The organism is Streptomyces sp. NPDC002490 (genome assembly GCF_040296045.1).
Lineage (GTDB): Bacteria > Actinomycetota > Actinomycetes > Streptomycetales > Streptomycetaceae > Streptomyces.
The window spans coordinates 40,428-61,113 of record NZ_JBEOWM010000030.1; the positions used below are offsets into that span (position 1 = coordinate 40,428).

Sequence of the window (20,686 nt, forward strand, 5' to 3'; positions counted from 1 at the left end):
ACTGACCGTGTTCGCCGATGACTATCGGGACGAATGGCCGCCTGGCAGCCAGATCACCCTCAACCGACCCCGTTATCGCCGGCGCCGACCGCAGGCGCGATCACACACTCCACCTTTCGAACGAATGTGCGAATATGAAGTTAGGGTGACCCACACGGTCGACTGGAACAGATGGCACAAAGGGGGGGTATGAGCAACAGGAGGTGTGTATGTCGTTTACGCATCTCCGTGCAGCGAGCGGCTATTCACTGCGTTACGGGGCCAGCCACCCGCGGGCACTGGCAGAGCGGGGCCTCGATGCCCTGGCGCTGACCGACCGGGACTCACTCGCGGGCGCGGTGCGCTTCGCCAAGGCGTGCGCGGGAGCCGGGATCCGGCCCCTTTTCGGCGTTGATCTGGCTGTGCCTGGTGCGCCCTCGTCCGGGGCGGCGTCGGCGGCACGGCAGCGGACCCCCGCCAGAGGCGGTGCGTTCGTGACGGAGGCGCCACTGCGCGCGGTGTTCTTGGCACGGACCGCGCGCGGCTGGGCCGAGCTGTGCCGTCTCGTGTCGGCGGCGTCCGACCAGGGCGTCACCTGGGAGGACCTGGCCTGTCCGGATGACGAGGTGTTCGTGCTACTCGGAGCCGATTCCGAGGTGGGGCAGGCGCTGGCGTCGGGACGCCCGGACCAGGCCACAGCGCTGCTGGATCCGTGGCGTGAGCGGTTCAGCCGGTCGCTCCGCCTTGAGGTGTCGTGGCACGGGCGGACCGGTACGAGCCCGGGGTCGTTGCGCCTTGCCGCGCGAATAGCGGGCTTCGCCGCCGAGCAGCAAGTGGAGGCCGTGTTGAGCAACGCCGTGCGTTATGCCGACCCGCATCAGGGTGAGGTCGCCGACATCCTCGACTCCGCCCGTTCGCTGGTGCCGATCGACGGCCGGGACGCGTCCCGTCTCGACAGCGGGCAGCGGTGGCTGAAGGACGCCGGGGAGATGGAGCGGATCGCCGGGCGGATCGCCGAGGCGGTGGGCGGCCGAGCCCTGGAGGCGCGGCGGCTGCTCGCGGTGACCGAGGAGACGGCGGCGGCCTGCGCGGTCGACCCGGGCGAGGCCTTCGGCCTGGGCCGACTGAATCTTCCCGAGACCGAGCTGGTGGGCGCGCAGGCGGACACCGCCGACCGCGTTCTCGCCGAGAAATGCGCGGCGGGCATGATGAACTGCGGCTACCACCGGGAGGTGGAGCGCTGGGACCGGCTCGAGGACGAGCTGAGGATCATTGCCGGTCACGGTTTCGCCGGGTATTTCCTGACCGTCGCCGAGGTCGCGGCACAAGCCCAAGGCCTCGGCATCCGGGTCGCGGCCCGCGGCTCAGGGGTGGGATCCCTCGTCACGCATCTCCTGGGCATCAGCCCGGTCGACCCGGTGGCGCACGGCCTGCTCATGGAGCGGTTCCTGTCTGCACGGCGGTCTGCACTGCCCGACATCGACCTGGACGTGGAATCGGCCCGCCGCCTGGAGGTCTATCAGGCGGTACGGGAGCGACTCGGCGCCGACCGGGTAGCCACGCTCGCGGTCTACAAGACCTACCGAGCACGCGGCGCCATCGAGGACGTGGCCCGCGCCCGCGGCATGGCACCGGACGAGGCGGCTCGGCTCAGCAAGGCGTTCCCGCACATCCGGGCCAAGGACGTGCGAGCCGCGCTCGCCGAGCTGCCAGAGCTGCGCGACGTCGCCGCCGAGGACCACGGCCGGCTGTGGGAGCTGGTGGAAGCTCTCGACGGGCTGCCGCACGAGGCGGCGATGCACCCGTGCGGCCTGCTCGTCTCCAACGCCAGGCTGCTCCAGCGCACCCCCGTCGCGCCGACCACCGTCGAGAACATCGCCATGTCCCAGTTCGACAAGGAGGACATCGAGGACACCGGCCACCCGAAGATCGACGTCATCGGCGTACGAATGCAGTCGGCGCTCGCGCACGCGGCCGCCGAGATCGAACGAGTCACCGGCGAGCGCCTCGACCTGGACGATCCCGCACAGGTACCGCCGGACGACCCGGCCACGTACGACATGATCACCTCCGGGGACACCCTGGGGACCTTCCAATTGGAGAGTCCGGGACAGAGAGAGCTGGTGCGGAATCTGCGGCCGCGGTCGTTCGACGACCTGGCGCTCGACATCAGCCTGTTCCGGCCCGGACCGGTTGCGGCCAACATGGTGGAGCCGCTGATCAAGGCCCGCGACGGCCAGAACAGGATCCGTTACGCACACCCGGACCTGAAGCCGATCCTCGAGGAGACCGAGGGGCAGGTGGTCTTCCACGAGCAGGTCATCGCGATCATGGCGACGCTGACCGGCTGCGACCGGGGCACGGCGGACGAGGCGCGGCGCGCTCTGTCCGACCCGGAGCGGCAGGGGCGGGTGCGGGCGTGGTTCGCCGACCAGGCGCGTAAGCGCGGTTATCCGGTCCAGGCCGTACGGGATGTGTGGCAGATCTTGGAGGGTTTCGGCAGCTTCGGGTTCGCCAAGGCGCACGCCGCCGCTTTCGCACAGCCTGCCTACCAGTCGAGCTGGCTCAAGGCCCACCGGATGGCGGCCCTCCTCGCCGGGCTGCTCACGCACGACCCGGGGATGTACCACAAGCGCGTCCTGGCGGCGGATGCCCGGCGGCACGGGGTTCCGCTGCTGCTGCCCGACATCAACAAGTCCCAGGCCGCACACGCAATCGAACTGGTGTCTGGTAAGTGGGGGGGTGCGGATCGGGCTTTCGCAGGTGCGCGGCATCACGGAGGCCGAGAGCGGGCGCATCACCGCCGGGCAGCCGTACACCTCGCTCGAGGACTTCTGGCAGCGCGCCCGGCCCAGCCGCCCGCTGGCCGAATGCCTGGCGCAGGTCGGGGCGATGGATTCCTTCGGCGTGCGACGCGAACTCCTGCTGAAGGTCGCCGAGTTGCACCGTTCCGGACGCGGCAAGGGCGGCTCGGCCGCAGGCCAACTCCCCATGGAGAACGACGACATGGCGACCGGTCCTGACGGCACCGCAGGCCCGGTCACGGGCCTGCCGGCCATGTCCACCTCCGAACAGCTCGCCGCCGAGCTGGACGTGCTCGGCATGGACATCTCCCGTCACCTCCTCGACGAGCACCGCTCCCTGCTCGCCGACATCGGAGCGACCCCCGCCGCCGACCTGTCGGGGCTCAGGCATGGCGCCACCGTGCTCGTCGCGGGCGTCAAGGTCGCCACCCAGACCCCGCCGATCCGCTCCGGCAAGCGCGTCATCTTCGCCACCCTCGACGACCCCACTGGCCTGTCCGACCTGGCGTTCTTCGAGGACAGCCACGCGCGCTGCGCCCATACGGTGTTCCACAGCAGCCTGCTGCTCGTGCGTGGCCCGCCGCCCGCCGCCCGCCGCGCGCCTTCAGCATCACCGGCACCGCGGCCTGGGACCTCGCCGAGCTGGTCGGCCTGTACCGCGAGGGCGGCCCCGCCGCCGTCGCCGACCGTCTCACCCGCCCCGCACCCGCCGGGCGCACGACGGGACCGCGCCGCACCCTTACCCAGTCCACCGGCTACGCCCTGCACCCCTGGGCCGACCTGCAGCCGCCCGGCACCCCGCCCTCCGCCACCGCCCTGACCGCTCTCGACACCCTTACCGGAAGGTCCTTCCATCATGCGAGCCCCGGAAGCGCCGGGTGACCGCCGATGATCCTCTATGTCCACTTCGGCGACCCGCAGCCCGACGTCACCTACCGTCAACTCATCCACACGCTGGGGGAGTTCACGCCTGTCGTGCAGGCGCTGCCGCCGGACGCGGCGCTCGCCGATGTGTCGGGGAGCACCCGCTACTTCGGCCGGGACGCAGCCGGGCTCGCGGGCCTGATCCGGATGCGTGCGGCCGCCGTCTTCGGCCTCGATGTGACGGTCGGCATCGGCCCCAACCCGCTGCTCGCCCGGCTCGTCGCGCACCGCGGGGAGCCCGGCGCCATCCGTGCCGTACCGGACGATCCGGAGACCATCACCCGCTTTCTCACCGGCCTGCCCGCCGCCGCGCTGCCCGGCGTGGGGCCTGCCACCGCCCGCGCTCTGTCCTCGTACGGTCTGCACACCGCCGACCAGATCGCCGCCACGCCGCCGCTCACGCTCCAGCGCATCCTGGGCACGGCGACGGGACGGGTGCTGCGTGAGCGCGCGGCCGGTATCGACGCCGGCCGCGTCACCACCGGCGCCCCGCCCCGCACCCTCAGCGCCGAGCACCACTTCGTACGCGACGAACTCGACGCCGCCCGGCAGCGCGCCGCCCTGACCCATCTCGCCGAACAGCTCGGCGCCCGCCTACGCGGCGAGCGGCAGGCCTGCCGTGCGCTGACGCTGACCGTCCAGTACGCCGACCGTTCGACGACCACCCGCAGCCGCACCCTGCCCGAGTCCACCGCACACAGCCCCCAACTCCGCGCGGGGGCCCACGCCCTGCACCTGACGCTCGGGCTGCAGCGGGCCCGTGTCCGCTCCCTCACCCTGCGCGCGAGCGACCTCGGCGACGCCGCCTCCGTCTCCCGGCAGCTCACCTTCGGCCCGGACGACGACAAGACCCGCCGCATCGAGGCCGCCGCCGACCGGGCACGGGCCCGCTTCGGTCAGGGGGCGGTACGCCCCGCGAGCACCGCGGGCCTGCGGTGAGTGCCGTACTGCCCGCCGGGCCGGCGCGGAACCCGTCGGCCCGGCGGGTTGACAGAGGAAACGTGATTAACGAATCATGAATCATGTTTCAAAGTGGGCCCGAGGGGCTGCGTGAGCTCTCGGTGAGTCTCTTCGGCAATCGCTACCGGGCCGAAGTGCTGCTGGCGCTGGCACAGGCGGACGACCGGGGTGTCTCCATGGGAGATCTGGCAACTTCCCACGGGATCTCGGCCAGCCTCTATCAGGCACCGATCCATGTATTGGTGCAGGCTGGGCTGGCCGTGAGCCTTCCGCAGGATCCGGGCGAGCGACGTAAGCGCTACCGGCGCAGCGACGATGACGAGCTCTGGCAGCACCTGGCAGGTCTCTTGCATCGTTTGGCAGCGGTGACAGGAACGGAACAGGTTGGATAGCCGACGGGGCCGGTGTTTGCGGTCGCGGCCGGGTGAGGCAGGGTGGAGGCCATGATGACCTCGGTGAGTTCCGTGCGCGGCGGCCCGGTGAAAACGGTGCCTGCCCAGCTTGTGGAACCGGGCGGGAAGACTGCGTTCACCCAGGTCATGGGCGTGGAGGCGGTGTTCTTCTACCGCCTGGACGCCGCCGAGGACGAGCGTCGGCGGCAAAGTGGTGCGGGGCGCCTGGACCGAATGCACCCGCTGGAGACGCTGCTGTCGCTTCCTGTCGGCATGCCGCTCCCACTTGGCTCACTGGATCAGCATGAGAGGCGCGCGCTGCGCTCGCTTCCTGCCGGAGCGGCGGACCGGGACCGGAGAACGGTGACGCGGCGCGCGGTGCGCCCCTTGCAGGTGGATCTCGCAGTGGTGCCGGCCTCTGGCTGGCGGCAGGGGCTGGAGAGAGCGGGACGGTTCGCCCCGTTCTGCCGTCGCGCCATGCTACTCAGCCGCCGCCCTGCACGCCTGGACGAAGTCCTGGCGGAGGCCGACTTCTACGGGATCGGGGTTCTCATCGACACGGGCGACGAGATCGAGATGGTGCTGGAGCCCGAGACCTACCGGCCGCAGCGCCACACCGCGGCGGCCTGGTGGTTCGTCGAGGAGTTGTATCAGCGGGTGCGCTGAGCTTCCGGGGCTTCGAGCGGGACAGGCGCGGATTCGGGTGCGGCCAGAGCCCACCGGTTGAGCTGCTCGGGCACCTTGAACGTGCCGGGCTGGCGCAGGGCGGCGTTCAGCAGCGGGTACTGATCGACGGCGCGGCGGCATCGGTCGTGCCACCACTGTTCCTGTGCGATCCCCGAGGGGATCGCACAGAGATCGCGGAGCCAGCCCATGAGCACGGCGATGTTGTGGGCCGCGGCCTGGGCGGGCAGTGGCGTGTGGTTGCTGGTGAAGGCATCCAGGGAGCGGCCTTCGCAGGCGTAGCAGTCGCAGATCGGCGCGGAGGTGCCGCCGTATTTCTTCGCCAGATTGTCCCCGAGGTAGAAGTCCATCAGTTCGGGGTGGAGTACGTGCGGTGCGGTGGGTCCGCCGCCCCCTTTCCTGCTGGTCTGTGCCTTCTCCCCAGGAGCGATGACATGCCGGAGGCTGCCGCTCGCGCCGAAGGCGGTGAAGAGCGCGCCGGCCGCCAGTGCGCCGAAGGCGGCGAGGTCGGCGCGGACCAGGGCGGCGTCCGGGACCTGGGTGACCAGCATGCGCAGGTGGGAGACCGCCTTCGCGTACCTGGCGAGTGGGTCCATCTGCCCGCCCAGCATGATCGCCTTGGGGCCTGATGTCAGTTGGAGGTAGCCGATCAGCTGTTTCGTCGACTCCTCGTTCCGGAGCCAGGCCACGTCGATCGGCACCGCGAAGATCACCGAAGGGTCGTCGAGTTCCTTGATACGGAGGACGGCAGCACGAAGCGCGTCGGAGTCCTCGGCCTGGATGTATCCGGTCGGGGTGATCGGCGCGGTGACGCCGACCGCGCGTTGCCGGGAGAGGGAGACCTCCAGCGGGTCGTTGAGGAAAAACCCCTCCGCCTCACTCTCGGGGAACGGGGACTCCTCGGTGGCAACTGCCTGTTCGTAGCAGGCGGGATCGGCGAGCAGGACGCCGTTGTACGCCTCGTCCCGGCGCATCCGCTGCGCGGTCCGCATGGCGCCGTCGCCGCACAGAAGCAATCCGCTGAGGCTGGGAGCGATCTGCTCCGACACCTTTTTGACGAAGGTGGGGCGGGTCTGGATCAGCATGCGGCCGCGCAGAAGACCGATGCCGTCCGACGCAGCGTCGGATCCGGAGGGGCGGGGAGAGACAGCGGAAGCGTCGGTCATGGACGGTCCTTCAATGCGACGGCAACGGTGACGTGCGGTGACCTTCGACGTACAAGTGCTGGAAGTCCTCAGGCAGCAACCGGGCGCAGGTTGCTGCCGATTCGAGAGTAAGCCCGTGCTCGTCGAGCAATGTCCGTACGAGTGCGGGGACGGTCCGGGGCTGTTCACGGGGGATCTCGACAGGTTCGGCTGTGCGATAGCCGAGTGCGGACATCTCGATGACGAGTGTGCGGTGCTGCCACTCGGTCAACGCGTTCAGGTCCAGGGCGCGGCGCAACAGTGCGCTCATGGACACCCGCCAGGTCCGCTTGAGCTCCATGAGCCGTTGTAGATCGACGCCGGCCTTGAAGGCGTTCCGGATGTCCGCCGCCGGCATGAGAAGCTCCGCCGCGAAGCTATCGGCCTGCTTCTCCTGCTGGGGCCCGCTGCCGGGCTCCGCATGCATGATCAAATGGCCGAGTTCATGGGCGACACTGAACCGGCAACGGTCGCCGGGAGCCCGGCCGTTGACCAAGAACAGTGGGGGTTCCACGCCATCCCACTGGCTGACAGCGTCCAGGAGGTCGCTGCCGAGATCGCGGACGGTCACCAGGGCGCCGGCCTTCTCGACTGCCTCGATCACGTTCGGGACCGGTCCGGGGGCCAGCTTCCACGCTTTGCGTACTTCTCGGGCCGCGTCCTTCGGAGTCGTGAGTGTGTCCAGCGGAACCCGCAGAAAAGCAGAACCCGTCCCACGAGAGGTCTTCGCGGCCGATGCGATTCCCGACAACTGGATACGTGTCAAGGCAAGTTGAGCATGCACCTGGCGCAACGCGGGAGCGGAGAGGGCGGCCTTCTTGCGGTGATGGATCAGCCCGACGCCCACCCCTCCCAACTGCGGATCCAGGCAGAGCAAGCCTTCCGGGTAGCCGAGCGCGGCCGCGTACCACTCCAGCCGGCCGTCGCCGACGGTGAGCCGCCCGGACTCCGCCCGGCTCACGTATCCCTGCGAAACCCCCGTCGCGCCCAGGGGCGAGGCCTTGGTCATGGCCGAGGAGACCTCAACCTGCGTGAGTCCGCGGGACTCACGCAGCAGGACGAGCATCCCAGGATGAGCTTGCCTGCCGGCCATGACTTCACCTCCTCCGACCTCAATCTGAACCTCAGAATAACACCTCGAAATATTCCGCATTTGGTGCGGCCGACGGTTGCGCGAGGAAGGGTCCGTTCACGCAGGTCGGATAGGGGCTGCGGCTGTTCAGCTCTCCGGGGTCGCCGATGGCAATCTGCGGCCTGGGCCGCGTCGCCGGGGCAGGCGCACCACCGTGGCGTCGAGGGCGTCCTCCTGCTCCAGGCGGACGCTCTCCACCTCGACCGAGAGCTCTACGACGGTCCTGCGCAGGAACGCGGTCAACTGTCGTTCCTCTGCGAGCTGTCGCTTCGTCTCCTTCAGTTCCTCGACTGCGGCCGTGTACCGTTCCGCGAGTTCCTGAGCCGCAGTGGGGACACGGTCTTGCGCCTTGGCTCGGAGCCGGAACTCGTCGACCAGATCTGGTGGTGCGGGTAGACCACGTCCCGGCGTAGTCCCGACTCGACGATGAGTTCGGTGGCGGTCAGCTTGCCGGAGGCCGAGCGCAGGGGTGTGCCAGCCAGCAGCCGTTCGGCCGCCGCTTTGATCGCGGCGGCGTCTCTGTCCCGGTCCCGAGGTCTACGCCCCATCGAGCCGCTCCTTTCCTGCGGGTTCCTGTCGGCGGTTTCCGCGCCGTCCCCGTTCATGTGCGGTGATCACCGCACGCGCCTGGGCGGCCTTCGCCGCCTCCCGGTCCCTCAGTGGCCTCGGCGACAGCGGGTCGGCTGCGGCGGCCTCGTGCCGGGCGAGCTCTCTCTTCTTGTCCTCGATGTCTCGGTCGGTGTAGGCAAGGTTGACGCATGCGGTGCGGCAGAGCGGCTCATCCGGTCCCTGCACAGCCACTCCGGCCGCCTCCCTTTCCTCTCGGCACCCTGCGGTCTCGTATCGCCACACGCAGGTCATGCCCTGCCCGTGATGGATGTCGGGATGCTTGCTGGACAGCAGACGTCGGGCGTTGTCGGCCTGAATGACGACGCGGCCCGCGAACACGGCCGCAGACTTACGGACCCGGTGCCGGTACTCCCGTGCGGACGGGCCGCTGACATGTTCACCCTCGTCGAGCGCCCGCAGGTCCTCGTCCACCTGCTCGCTGACCATCTCAAGTTCCTCGAGGGCAAGGTCCTCCATCCAGCTGGTGTCGGCGTCTCCGGCGTAACCGAGTGTCACCTTGGCCCGGACATGCCCGTACTGCGCTTGCGCCGCTGCGAGGCCGCCCGGGCGTCGCACCACGAAGTAGGCAAGCGTGCGGCGGAAGCGTGCCGCGTGGATGTCCTTCGTCGGGTCGGGCGGAATGGCCGGATCGTCCCGGCCGGAGAACTGGGTGTTCACCCAGGCCATGAACTCCCGGATGTCGTCGTTCATCGTGCCCGACGGCTTGGACTGCTTCCGTCGTGAGCGGACCGTGGTGGTGCGTTGCCGGCTCGGCGGGAAAAGCAACTCGGCGCCGGAGAGTGACTCCAGCATCTTCACGGCGGGGGCGACCGCGCCGACCACGGCCCACGGCCGTTCCTCCGTCTCCTCCGGGTCGGGGGCGGGATCGTGCTCGGAGCCTTTGCTCCGCCGTCCGACCAGGACGAGTCCGCCGTGCTCGTCCTCGCTCAGGCACCCACGGCGCAACTGGAGGACTTCGCCACTGCGCATGCCGGAGAGGTAGGAGATCACGATGAAGCAGGCGGCCGTCAGGTAGCGCACCAGCTGGTTGATCTCACGCACGCCGATCGGGCGGTCGCGCCACGGGGCGCCCTGGAAGGTGCCGGTGATCGGGCCGAGGAAGTAGGCGTCGGATTCCAGTTCAAGGCCGTACTCCTCGGCCATGGACAGCAGCAGGCGGTCATACGGCTTCACATAGGGTCCGGCGGTCGCCACCATGCGGGCAATGTGCTGGTGATCTACTCCGAGCTGACCGCCGTGGCGCTCGCGGCGTTTCGTGCCGGGCAGTCCGCGGCCCGCGCGTTGCAGCTCGGCTACGTAGACCCTGAGGCGCTCCTTCAAGGGGCTGGAGCCGAACCGGTCGCGTGCTGCCAGGGTCGCCGGATGCCGCCCGTCCAAGAGCAGCCGTGCTTCCCGGGCCGCGTCGCGAATGTCGGGCCCCAAGTCATCGACCATCCGAAGCGCCCACGCCAGCAAGGCATCCATGGTGGTGGGATCGATGCGCGGCGTCTTGTTGTACCGGCTCTGAACCCGCTTGACGCCGACCAGGTCATCCGTCGAAGCGGTACCCCAGGGCCTGCGGCGCGGGAGGCGGTGTTCCTCGGGCAGCGCCTCCCGGTAGCCCCAGACGACCCGGACCGCGTGCAGCAGGCGCCTCTTGTCCTCGGCGGAGTTGGCCAGGGCAAGTACGTGGGTCTTGTACAGGCCCAGATCGCGGCTGCTGACATCGCACAAGCGCGTGAACCCGCGGGCATCCAGCCACGCGGCGAACACCGACATGGACATGATCCATTTGTGGATCGTCAGGACCTCGGGCTGCTCGTTGATCAGTGCCGGCCGGAGCTGAGCGGGCCAGTTGGTGTTCAGCGCGACCCATGCGCACGTCATGAAGGCTTCCCGCAAGGAGTCGGGCATCAGGCGCGGCCAGTTCTCGCTGACCGGGCACAACTGATCGTCGAGCAGCCCCGGGCCCAGGCGCCAGACCGGATCACCGAACCGGGACAGCGTGGCCTTGTCCGTAGAGTCGCGGAGCGGTCGGTGAGCCAGGACCACAGTGTCCGGTCCCGGCAGAAGGGCTGCCCCGGCCGAGGCGCCGGACGTCGACACGGTGGTCATCGCAGGTCCATCCTTCCCCTGATGAGGTCATCCACGAGCGTCCGCTCGGCGGCCGTGACGCGGTCCCGGGCGTTGGAGCGCTCGGCCAGGGTGTAGTGCCCCAGCAGGTTGGACAGACGAGCGAATGTCTCGGCGTGAAGGTGGGCCCACAGGCGCGGATCGAGGTCGCGCTTCAGATGCTTGAGGCGACCGTGCGCCTCGACCTGGACCGGCAGTTGGTGGGGCAGCGCACATGCGTTCTCGCAGCGCAGGCAGTCATCGAGGAACGAGGCGCCGCACGGCTTTCCGGGCCCCGTGAACGGGCTGTCCTCCGGGGCCGTACAGCCCACCAGCACCGTGTCCTGCTCACCCGAGATCAGCTGGGCGAGAGTCTTCGTGTCCACGCCGATATCAACCGCGGCCTGCTCCGGAGCCTCGGCCGCGTGCACAAGGAAAGCGTCCGTCAGCACAGGAATCTCCTGCACCACCCGCGCCTTGGCGACCTCCTCCTCCAGCGCTTCGCGCATGACCGTGCGCCCGCGCTGGACCGCCGGCCGGCTCGTCCGCAGATAGTTCTGGTACATCTCCCTGGTGTGTGCCACGGGTCGTCCCCCGCGTTCCAGCGCCGCCCGCCGAAGCCGGTGCACATTGACCGACAGCCCCTGGTCCTCTGGCTCTTCGGCCTCCTCCTTCCCTCCGTCCTGTCCGGTCGCCGCATGATCGTCGGGGAGTTCGCCGGGTGCCCCACCCTCTCCCTCGCCCTCGGGACGGTCGGCTCTCTTCTCCGGGCTGAAGCCGTGCCCTGCAGCCCAGGCCACGATCCCGCTCCGATGGGTGCCGTGCCCCCACGCGAGACCTCCCTTAGCGCGGACTTTCGGGTAACAGAAAGCGTGCGTCTCTCCACCGAGGCTTCTTGCGAACTCCGTCAGGTCCAGCAGCAGTTGGTAGACGCGGAAGGCGGAGCGGTACAGATGTTTGTCGCCGTCGTCCGTCTGCAGCACGTCGGCAAGCGATGCGGGCACGTCCTCCAACGGCTTCACCATGAACTCCAGCGACGGACCGCGACGGGGCTTCACCTCGTCCACCAGAGCCACTGCGGGCTCTCCAAGGCCACCGTCCGGACGGAAGTGCGCCGCTGGCCATTCTCCGATCGTGCCGAAGTTCTCGCTGGTCAGATCGATGAGCATCAAGCAGAACGCCACTGTCTCCGTGCGCGTCAGCGTCAGCCGGGACACGAGTCCAAAGACCCCGCCCAACGCCTGCACCCAGGAGGGGATCCCGCCCTGCGGCGACGACGGCGTCACCCGCCGCGGCACGTCCCCGGTCCGGTCGAGGGTGTCCAGCGCGCGGCCGAGCTTCTCGGCATGGTTGAAACGTCCCGGTGGGCCGAGGTCGCCACGGCGGTACGCAGCCAGGAGTTCCCGACCCTCCTGGATCCGGTCACGGGCGACGCGGATGTCGTGACGAACCGCGGTCATGAGCTCCTGGTGTTCGTCGTGACTGTACGGCTGCACCTTCGACTCGTACGCGGGCAGCCTCCCATGCAGGATCGCGTTCCGCGCTTCGGCCGGCAGTTCCCTGTCAGCGCGGAAGATGGCCCGCAGTCGCTCTGTGTGGCCCTTCTTGGAGCCCAGTGGGACGGCAAGCAAGCTCTCCTTGATGTGGACCGCAGTGATGTGCGCGGGCTGGTGCACCGGCGGGTCAACTTTCCCGAGATGCTTCGCCAGGAGCTGCACACCGTTCCAAAGGCCCTCGGCAGCACTGACCCGATTGACTCCGGAATCCGGTCCGGTGGCCCTCGCGAACGACCGGGCCAGCCACCGCTGAATGCCGGTACCGACCTGTAGTTTCGTGAAGTCGTAGACCTTGCTGCGCCGTCCCTTCTCCTCGACGAAGAAGACGCTGCACTCGTCCTCCGTGACAACGAGCCGCTCCGGTGAATGCCAGTTCCCGGGGGGAACGCTCGCCTTACGGCCCCTCCGGCTCACGCGTCGCCCTCCGGATCGTCGAGCAGCTCCCCGTCCTCAGGAACCGGGGACAGGACCAGCTCACTGTCCGCGGCGATCCTCCCCAGCAGGATGTCGACGGCCTCCCGCTGGTCACCGTCGACCAACGCCATCAAGTAGTCGACTTCCAGCGCCGTGAAGGGCGCCAGGTACCAGTCCCTGGTGGTCTGCGGGTTGCGATGTCCGAGCATCGTGGCCAACTGGTACCAGATGTCGCCGAACCCCTGCAGGCGCTGCTCCCACACGGCGCTCAGGATCGAGTACCAGACCAGCGCGTAGGAGTGCCGCAGCATGTGCGGCCGGGCCCACAGGGGGCACTGGGCGGCCCGTCTCTCCCGCTCCTTCGCCTCCAGGTCATCGAACCCGGGCCATCGTGAGCGCGCCCACGCCTGGGCGACCCGGGAGTTGGCGGTGGCGAACGTGTTCTCCCAGCTGTGAGCCCTGTGCGGCATGCCATCGACACTCAGCCAGACGGCCAGCGGCTCCAGCCCGTCCTGCGTCTCCCGGAACAACCGCAGCCGTTCCTCCGGCCCCTGGACGTCGAGAGACACGGTCGCGGAACCCCCGTGCGGAGTCCGTACTTTGAGTGTCCTCGACCGGGAATTGTGCCCGGTCACGATCACCAGGCCCGGCACCCGATCGTACCGGCCGGCCCGCTGCGCCCGCCCGATCGCCTCCGCCCGCGAGCCCTCCATCGGATCCATGTAACCTGTCACGGCTTTCACAACCGCCCGCGGAATCCGGTAGTTACGTCCATGGCGGCGCCCCTTGGCGCAGGACTGCGACAGCCACGCCTTCGGGTACCTGTTCGTCACAGGAGCCGGCGGCAGCTCGACGTCCAGGACGCTCGCCCACTCCTCAAGCCGCAGCCCCGTACCCCACAGCCCCTCGACGAACGCCGTGTTGCGGTCCTCGTTGAAGCCGTGCCAGTTCTCCGGGCGCAGACCGTCGAACCCGTAGCCCCTCAGCCCCACGTCCTTCCACTGCTCGAAAGCCTTGCGCAGCAGCCACTTCACCTGCCGTCGAGGCGCTCCGGCCGGACGGGAAGGATCCCGCCGCCCCGTCCCCTGCCCGAAGCCGCCACCGGACTGGACGGACTGGGAAGGAATCGGATTGAAGACCTCGTACTCGCCACAGGCCCACCCGTAGAACCTCTTCAGCCCCGCCCTGTCGGTGTCGAACGACGTCCCCTCCACCCGCCAGTAATTGCGGGTGTCAGCCATCCGCCAGTGCTTGAAGTCCGTGTAGTCACGCTTGCTCGCCTCGTACCAGAGCCGCCCCCGCTGCTCCAGGAAGTTCAGCCAGACGACGAGCGCGTACGCGTACCGGCGCCACGTGGTCCGCTGCTTGGATACGATCTCGTCAGCACGGAAGAAGAGATTGATCCACGGATCCGCGCCGTGCCGCTTCGACCAGATGATCGGCGTGCCGTCCCGAGCACCGTTCTCGCGTGCTATTTCGTGTACGTCGCCCAGCTGTCCCAGATCCACGTCGCTCGCAGGGACAGGGAAGTCCCGGCTGAGGTCGTAGAACTCGACAGCCCATGAGCCCTCGGGCTCCTCCATGCAGATTCCTCCGCGCCGATGTCCGAGTCAAAAACCGACAGTGACTCAGCTTGACGTTTATCCTTGCTGAGCTTTGTGTTTCTTGATCGAGTCGGCGCGTTTGACGGTCTTGCCGACGTCGTGGTGCCTGGCCCGGTGCTGGTTCTTCGAGCCGAGGGGCCGTCCCGGTCCTGGCCGGGACGGTTTCGGTGCTGCGGCCGGACGGGCCGTGGTCGCCCGGAGGTTGCGAAACCCGCGGCGGACTCGGGCCGGGGTGAGGCGGCGGGGTTCGGTGCGCCGTTCCCAGGGCCGGCGGCGGTCCTCGGTGAGGGGGCGGGCGAGGCGGAGCTGGGTGTGGGCGGCGATGATCAGCCAGGTCCACAGGTCAGCGGTGTCCGAGTGGCGGATCTTCGGTGCGGTCCAGCCGAGGGTCTGTTTCATGAGGCGGAAGGTGTGTTCCAGGTCGAATCTGCGAAGAAACGACTGCCACCAGCGGTCGATGTCAGCGGGTGCGGCGCTGTCGGCCGAGGACCACAGCCAGACGGGTTTCGGGTCGCGGTCGCCCGGCAGGTGCCCGACCTCCAGCCGGATCAACGTGCCGTGCAGGAATGGCAGTTCCTCGTGGGCGTGCTCCAGCCAGGGACCGCGGTGGGTGAGCCGGGGGTGCATCCGGTCCCAGGCCTTCGTCTCGGCGGTGCCGTAGCGGGTGGTCGCGGTGGAGGTGGTGAGGTCGGGGGTGTGCCAGGTGTCGGGCCTGGCGAGGGTGAGGACGCCGCCGTGGCGGCGGGGCCGGCCGCCGCGGGGCCCGGAGCGGGCGGGGCCTGCATCGCGGAGCATGACACGGTCCGACCGCAGCCGTCCGACCAGCACGACCGGGAGGTCACTCAGGGCGTGGGAGAGGTAGGCGGTGTCGTAGCCGGAGTCCATGACGATCAGGATCTCGGGATCGCCTGGCCGCCACTGGCCCGCGGCGGCCAACCGGTCGACGACGTCGCGGAGTTGGCGGGCCGTGGCCTGGGTGGCATCGTCCGCCCGGCCCAGGCGGACCGTCCAGGAGAGCGACCCAGGAGGTGCGGCCCGTCTCCAGGGCGGCGACGAAGGAGTACGGCCAGCCCGGCACGAACTGGTCACTGCTGCGGTCACCTCGTCCGTAGACATGGCAGAACAGCCGCTCGTCGCTGGTCGGCGCGTCGGGCCGCAGCCAGTGGGACACGTCCACGGCGAGCACGATCCGCCCGTCGGCCGCTCTCGGCAGCGGCAGGCCGGCCAGCACGCGGCGCAGCCGCGCGGGCTCCAGCCAGCCCCGGTCCAGGGCGGCGTACAGGGCACCGTGCCCTCGCCGGTGCTCGCCGGCCAGCGACAGCTCGACCAACGTCCTCACCGGCCCGTCCGCGCACAGCACCGCGTCGGTGAGCTCGAAGAGCGCGTCGGCCCGCTTGTACAGACACTCGTAGAACTCGACCCGAAAGCGGGACAGCAGACCCAAGGCCTCGCTTCCGGGCGCATCGACGGGCAGACTCATGGGCAGCGGCCGTTCTCTCGTGCTTCGTTACTCGACATCTCGAAGCGTGGAGAACGGCCGCCCCCGCCGTCCCGGGAAGACCCGCAGGTCAGCAGGACGAGTGACCTGCGTGGTTAAACGTCAAGCTCAGACAGTAGAGAAGGCCCGGCGACTCGGTCTGGAAGCACCCCAGCGTCTGCGCGGAGGTGATGAGCCGGTACGTCGCGGGGTCGTCCGGCGGCACCTGTGCGGGGTCGTCCAGGTCGATGCGGTGCCCGGAGGTCCGCTCGACCTCGGCGACGGCGTGGGCCATCGCGGACTGCATCCGCACGCCGAGGACGTCGAGCTTGAGCAGCCCGAGGTCCTCCACGTCCTCCTTGTCGAACAGGGACATGGGGAAGCCCCCGGTGCTGGTCGGCACGACGGGGGTGCGGCGCAGCAGGGTGGCGTCGGAGAGCAGGACGCCGCACGGGTGCATGGCGATGCCGCGCGGCAGTGCGTCGAGCCCCTCGACCAGGTCCCACAGGCGCGGCCCGTACGCGTCCGGGTCGATGCCGCGCAGTTCCGGGAGCTCCCGCAGGGCGGTGCGCGCGTCCCGGGCGCGGATGTGGGGGAAGGACTTCGCGAGGCGGTCCACCTCGGCCGGGTCCAGGCCGAGGGCGAGTCCCACGTCGCGCACCGCGTGCCGTACCCGGTAGGTCTCCGGCATGGACACCGCGGCCACCCGTTCGGGGCCGAAGCGGTCCAGGATCGCCCGGTAGACCTCGGAGCGGCGGGCGGACTCCACGTCGATGTCGATGTCGGGCAGTTCCTCCCGCCACACGGACAGGAAGCGCTCCATGAGCAGCCCGTGCTCGACCGGGTCGGCGGTGGCGATGCCGAGCAGGTGGGTGACCAGGGACCCCGCTCCGGAACCCCGGGCCGCCACCCTGATGCCCAGCTCCCTGGTGTCGGAGACGACCTGGGCCACGGTGAGGAAGTACGAGGCGAGGCCCCGCTGTTCGATCAGGCGCAGTTCGTCCTCCAGGCGCTCCCAGTAGCCGCGCTTGCGGTCGTAGCGGTGTCGGAGGACCGCGGCGGCGCAGCGCGAGCGCAGCACCCGTTCGGGGGTGCGTCGCCCGGCCCCGACGAGCTGAGGTTCGGGGAAGTGCACCCGGCCGAGGCCCAGGTCGTCCTCGGGGTCGACGCGACAGGCCGTGGCGGTCTCCTCCGTCACGTCGAGGAGCCGGCGCGCGGTGGCGGCCCGGTGCCCGGCGGCCTCGGCCACCCGTCCGGCGATCCGGGCCATGCGGTCGGCGGGCTTGAGCCACCGTTCGCCGCTGTCGAGCGTGCCCCGGGGGTCGATCGGCACCAGACGGCGGGCGGAGTCCAGCACGTCCGCCACCGCCCCCTGCCCGGGGTCGGCGTACCGTACGGCGTTGCTCAGCACCGGTGTGATCCGTTGGTCGACGGCGAACCCGAGGGCCCGGGCGGCCGCCCGGAGCGAGCCCGGCCCGGTGCCGCTCAGGCCGTGGCTGACCACCTCGATGCGCAGCTGTTCCGTTCCGTACCGTTCCCGCCAGGGCGCGAGCAGTCGGGCGGCCCGGTCCGGACGGCCGGCGGCCAGGGCCCGGCCGACGGCCGAGTCGGGGCCGAGCAGCACGGTGACGTGCGAGCCCTCCACGGCGTCCCAGGGCAGCAGGGGGTGGTGTCCGTCCACCGCGTCCGCACGGTCCGCGTGCGCGGCACTGACCAGCCGGCAGAGCTCCGCCCAGCCGGCCGCCCCGTCCCGGGCGAGGAACGTCACGCGTGGTGTCGTCTCGTCGACGAAGGCGCCGCCCTTGACCGGGGCGCGTCGCCGCTCGGTGCGGCCGGCCGTCTCGACGGGTGCCGCCACCGCGAGGTCGACCCCGAACAGTGGCCGGATTCCGACCCGGTCCGCGGCCTTGGCGAAGCGGACGGCGCCGCCGAGGGTGTCCCGGTCGGTCAGGGCGAGCGCGTCCATGCCCCGCTCGGCGGCCTGCTCGGCGAGCCGCTCGGGGTGGGAGGCGCCGTAGCGGAGGGAGAACCCCGAGGCGGTGTGCAGATGCGTGAAGCCTCGCACCGTGACCACCACCTCACCCTTCGCAACCCCCTGTGTCGTTCTGTCCGCACCCGTCCCATGGGTCGATGTCCTCACCATAGACCAGTATCGAATGTTTGTGCGATTAGAGCTCCGGGGGGGGAGGTGGTGTGCCGGGTGGGAGCCCCCCGGCGGCAGTGGTCGTCCGACCGGGGGGAAGCCACCGGCAGCGCGGTCCGTGGTGGCGAAAAAACGATCTTGCCGATGGGTGGATGCGCGGTTCATGCTTCCTCACGCGTGGCACCGCACTTCCCCCCACCCGCGGAGCCGCGTCCCCCACCTTTGAGGAACACCGTTGACCCTCGCGCGTTCCACGCCGCCGCCCGTCCGCCGCTGTCCGGCCGTGCCCTGTCCGGCGGACTCTCCCGCGACGATCTGACCGTCCGGGCGACCCACGCCCCCGGTACGTGACCGCTCCCCGAGCCGCGGGGCCCTTCGCCCCGTCCCTGCGGGGGGCTGCCCCGCGCTCCCTCCGAAAGGACCCCCGCCGTGCCCGTGTCAGGACCGAGTGCCCAGGAGTACGAGCCGCGCGTCCGCGTGGCGATCGGTCGCCCCGCCGTCGTCGTGCCCGAGCACCGGGTGTCCCAGGAGGAGATCACCTCCGCGTTGGGGAACCTCTTCGCGGACGCCCCCCAGGTGGAGCGCGGCCTGGAGCTGATGCGCAGCACCACGGTCAGGACCCGTCACCTCGTGGACGGCCTCGTGGACCTGCTCGCCCCCCGCAGCTTCGGCGCCCGCAACGCCCGCTACACGACGGAGGCCGTCCGCCTCGGTGCCCGTGCCGCCGAACGGGCCCTGGCCGCCGCGGGAGTGGCCGCCGCGGACGTGGACCACCTGGTCCTCGTCTCCTGCACCGGTTACGCACTGCCCGGCCCGGACGCGTACATCGCCCAGGAGATCGGCTGCCGGCCGACCGTGCGGCGGACCCCCATCCAGCAACTGGGGTGCGCGGCCGGAGCCTCCGCCCTCGCCGAGGCGTTCCACTTCCTCCAGGCGTACCCGGACGCCACCGCGCTGGTCGTCGCCGTGGAACTCAGTTCCCTGTCCTTCCAGCGGGACCAGCACTCGCTCAGCGACTTCATATCCAACGGGATCTTCGGCGACGCGGCAGCCGCCACCGTCCTGCGCCGCGCGACCCCGAACGCCACGGGATTCCACGTCCAGGCCGTCCGGCAACACCTCCTCCCGCAGTCCCACTCGGTCATCGCGGGCACCACCACCGAACACGGCTTCCACTTCAAGACCGACCCCCGGGTGCGGGCCACCGTGCCCCGGGTGGTCCCCGAGATCGTCTCCTTCCTCGCCGAACTCGGCTGGCCCGCCGACGGGGTGGACTTCTGCGTCTCCCACACCGGCGGGCCGCTGATCATGGACGGGGTGGAGCGGGGGCTGGGGCTCGTGCCGGGCGCCCTGCGACACAGCCGGGAGAGCATGGCGCGGATCGGCAACACCTCCAGCGCCTCCGTCCTCGACGTCCTGCGCCGGCACCACGAGGACGGCTCCCCCGAGCACGGCGCCCGGGGCCTCGTCCTCGCCTTCGGCCCGGGCTTCACCACGGAGGTCATCGCCGGGTCCTGGCACGACGGGGCCCGCCGCGCGCCGGCGGAGCCCGACCTCACCGCCCCGACCGGTGGCGCCCCCGCGCGTTGAGCGCTCAGGGGGCGGGCGCGTTCAGGAGGCGCAGGTCGTGGTGGACGACACGGACGTTCTCGTTGGCCGTGAGCCAACCGAACGCCACCGCGATCGGAAGGGGAGCGGCCAGGAAGAGCCGGGTCTCGACGCCGCTGCCGACCCGGGCCGCCCAGGTGTCCCGGGCGACGGCCCAGACCCGGTGCAGCTGTACGGCGAGGGCTTCGAAACCGTCGCCGCCCTCCGGGAGGTGGTCCACCGACGCCCGGAGCACCACGTGCGCACCGCACGGCGGGCCCGGTGCCTCGGGATCGGCCTCGTCGAAGACGTACCCGGTGTGGGAACGGTCGACGGACCTGCGGACCGACCCGGTCCGCGCCACGTGCACCGCGTCGTCCACCATGCTGCCGCCCGGGGTCAGCCGGACGACCAGGGCGAGCCGGTGGCGGTGCTCCGGAGGGCACTGCGGGTGGACCACCACCTGGTGCTGCCCCCCGTCCGGAGGAGGCACCACATGGGCGTCGACGAAGGCGCGCTGCGCGGAGGTGAGCGGGCGGTGGAGGCCGTCGCCGAGGAGGACGCCGTGCACCACGCCGCCCCCGCGGGAGACATGCATGACCCCGAGGGAAGCGTGGTGGTCCCGGCGCAGCCGCCGGCCCAGCGAGAAGCCCTCGCCCATGCGGGCCAGCGGGTACAGGGTCACCGAACCATCCCTGCCGCTCGACAGGTGCTCCTTCACCCGGGCGTCGACGAGCCGGGCGACCAGGTCGGCCTGTTCGGTCGGAGGCAACCGGCTTCCGCCCGGACTCAGCAACCCCGCCTCGATCTCCAGGGTGCTGCCGTGCGCCGCCGTGGACGCCTGCTTCAGCGCTTCGAGCCGGCTGTCCTGGGTGAGTTCGCCGGGAAGGAGGTTGACGACGACCCCGACCCCGCGCTGGTGCCCCAGGGACCAGCCGATCACCGCGAGCATCACCGAGACGACGGCGACGCAGAGGTAGGCCCACCCGGAGTCCCAGACCTTCTGGAGCAGATTGGGCGCCATCCCTATCGCCAGGGCGGGGAAGACCGCGGTCAACAGGACGCTGAAGCCGTCACGGCTGCCCAGGGAGTCCCAGAGCTCCCGGTACCAGCGGTTTCGCATGT

12 protein-coding genes and 3 pseudogenes are annotated in these 20,686 nt (G+C 70.3%); 5 read left to right on the forward strand and 10 right to left on the reverse strand.

Features of this window, described 5'->3' with window-relative positions:
- Nucleotides 1-209: 209 nt before the first annotated feature.
- The 4 genes and pseudogenes from ABT092_RS19955 (at nucleotide 210) to ABT092_RS19970 (ending at nucleotide 5,725) form a co-directional block, all read left to right on the forward strand.
- Nucleotides 210-3,665: pseudogene (locus ABT092_RS19955) on the forward strand (DNA polymerase III subunit alpha).
- A gap of 6 nt (nucleotides 3,666-3,671) precedes the next feature.
- On the forward strand, nucleotides 3,672-4,646 hold the full coding sequence (locus tag ABT092_RS19960) for a DNA polymerase Y family protein (protein ID WP_351245611.1): 975 nt from the start codon (nucleotides 3,672-3,674) through the stop codon (nucleotides 4,644-4,646).
- 122 nt (nucleotides 4,647-4,768) lie between these two features.
- On the forward strand, nucleotides 4,769-5,059 hold the full coding sequence (locus ABT092_RS19965) for a hypothetical protein (RefSeq protein ID WP_351245613.1): 291 nt from the start codon (nucleotides 4,769-4,771) through the stop codon (nucleotides 5,057-5,059).
- 51 nt (nucleotides 5,060-5,110) lie between these two features.
- On the forward strand, nucleotides 5,111-5,725 hold the full coding sequence (locus tag ABT092_RS19970; protein ID WP_351245615.1) for a hypothetical protein: 615 nt from the start codon (nucleotides 5,111-5,113) through the stop codon (nucleotides 5,723-5,725).
- Here ABT092_RS19970 and ABT092_RS19975 read toward each other — a convergent pair.
- From ABT092_RS19975 to ABT092_RS20015, 9 genes and pseudogenes are all read right to left on the reverse strand, one after another.
- A complete protein-coding gene (locus tag ABT092_RS19975; RefSeq protein WP_351245617.1) occupies nucleotides 5,710-6,909 on the reverse strand; it encodes a hypothetical protein in 1,200 nt (399 codons plus the stop codon). The genes ABT092_RS19970 and ABT092_RS19975 overlap by 16 nt on opposite strands.
- Nucleotides 6,910-6,919: 10 nt before the next feature.
- On the reverse strand, nucleotides 6,920-8,020 hold the full coding sequence (locus ABT092_RS19980; protein ID WP_351245619.1) for an ImmA/IrrE family metallo-endopeptidase: 1,101 nt from the start codon (nucleotides 8,018-8,020) through the stop codon (nucleotides 6,920-6,922).
- A 126-nt stretch (nucleotides 8,021-8,146) separates the two neighbouring features.
- Nucleotides 8,147-8,302 carry a hypothetical protein gene (locus ABT092_RS19985; protein WP_351245621.1) on the reverse strand — a complete coding sequence of 52 codons (156 nt, stop codon included), beginning with the start codon at nucleotides 8,300-8,302 and terminating at the stop codon, nucleotides 8,147-8,149.
- A 35-nt stretch (nucleotides 8,303-8,337) separates the two neighbouring features.
- Entirely contained in the window at nucleotides 8,338-8,607 is a 270-nt protein-coding gene (locus ABT092_RS19990) for a hypothetical protein (protein WP_351245623.1), read from the reverse strand.
- The gene (locus tag ABT092_RS19995) at nucleotides 8,597-10,783 is read right to left on the reverse strand and encodes a site-specific integrase (RefSeq protein WP_351245625.1); all 2,187 of its coding nucleotides are present in this window, start codon (nucleotides 10,781-10,783) and stop codon (nucleotides 8,597-8,599) included. Before ABT092_RS19995 ends, ABT092_RS19990 begins: the two co-directional genes overlap by 11 nt.
- The gene (locus tag ABT092_RS20000; protein ID WP_351245627.1) at nucleotides 10,780-12,750 is read right to left on the reverse strand and encodes a hypothetical protein; all 1,971 of its coding nucleotides are present in this window, start codon (nucleotides 12,748-12,750) and stop codon (nucleotides 10,780-10,782) included. The genes ABT092_RS19995 and ABT092_RS20000 overlap by 4 nt, the downstream gene beginning before the upstream one ends.
- Entirely contained in the window at nucleotides 12,747-14,333 is a 1,587-nt protein-coding gene (locus ABT092_RS20005; protein WP_351245629.1) for an integrase, read from the reverse strand. The genes ABT092_RS20000 and ABT092_RS20005 overlap by 4 nt, the downstream gene beginning before the upstream one ends.
- Before the next feature lie 57 nt (nucleotides 14,334-14,390).
- A pseudogene (locus ABT092_RS20010) lies at nucleotides 14,391-15,834 on the reverse strand (NF041680 family putative transposase).
- 142 nt (nucleotides 15,835-15,976) lie between these two features.
- Nucleotides 15,977-17,896: pseudogene (locus tag ABT092_RS20015) on the reverse strand (PHP domain-containing protein); the annotation flags it as partial.
- 513 nt (nucleotides 17,897-18,409) lie between these two features.
- On the opposite strand from ABT092_RS20015, the gene ABT092_RS20020 reads away from it, so the two are divergent.
- The gene (locus tag ABT092_RS20020) at nucleotides 18,410-19,564 is read left to right on the forward strand and encodes a type III polyketide synthase (protein WP_351245631.1); all 1,155 of its coding nucleotides are present in this window, start codon (nucleotides 18,410-18,412) and stop codon (nucleotides 19,562-19,564) included.
- 4 nt (nucleotides 19,565-19,568) lie between these two features.
- Here the strand turns inward: ABT092_RS20020 and ABT092_RS20025 are convergent, their stop codons facing one another.
- Nucleotides 19,569-20,684, reverse strand: coding sequence for a hypothetical protein (locus ABT092_RS20025; RefSeq protein ID WP_351245633.1), 1,116 nt, complete (start codon nucleotides 20,682-20,684; stop codon nucleotides 19,569-19,571).
- Nucleotides 20,685-20,686 lie beyond the last annotated feature (2 nt).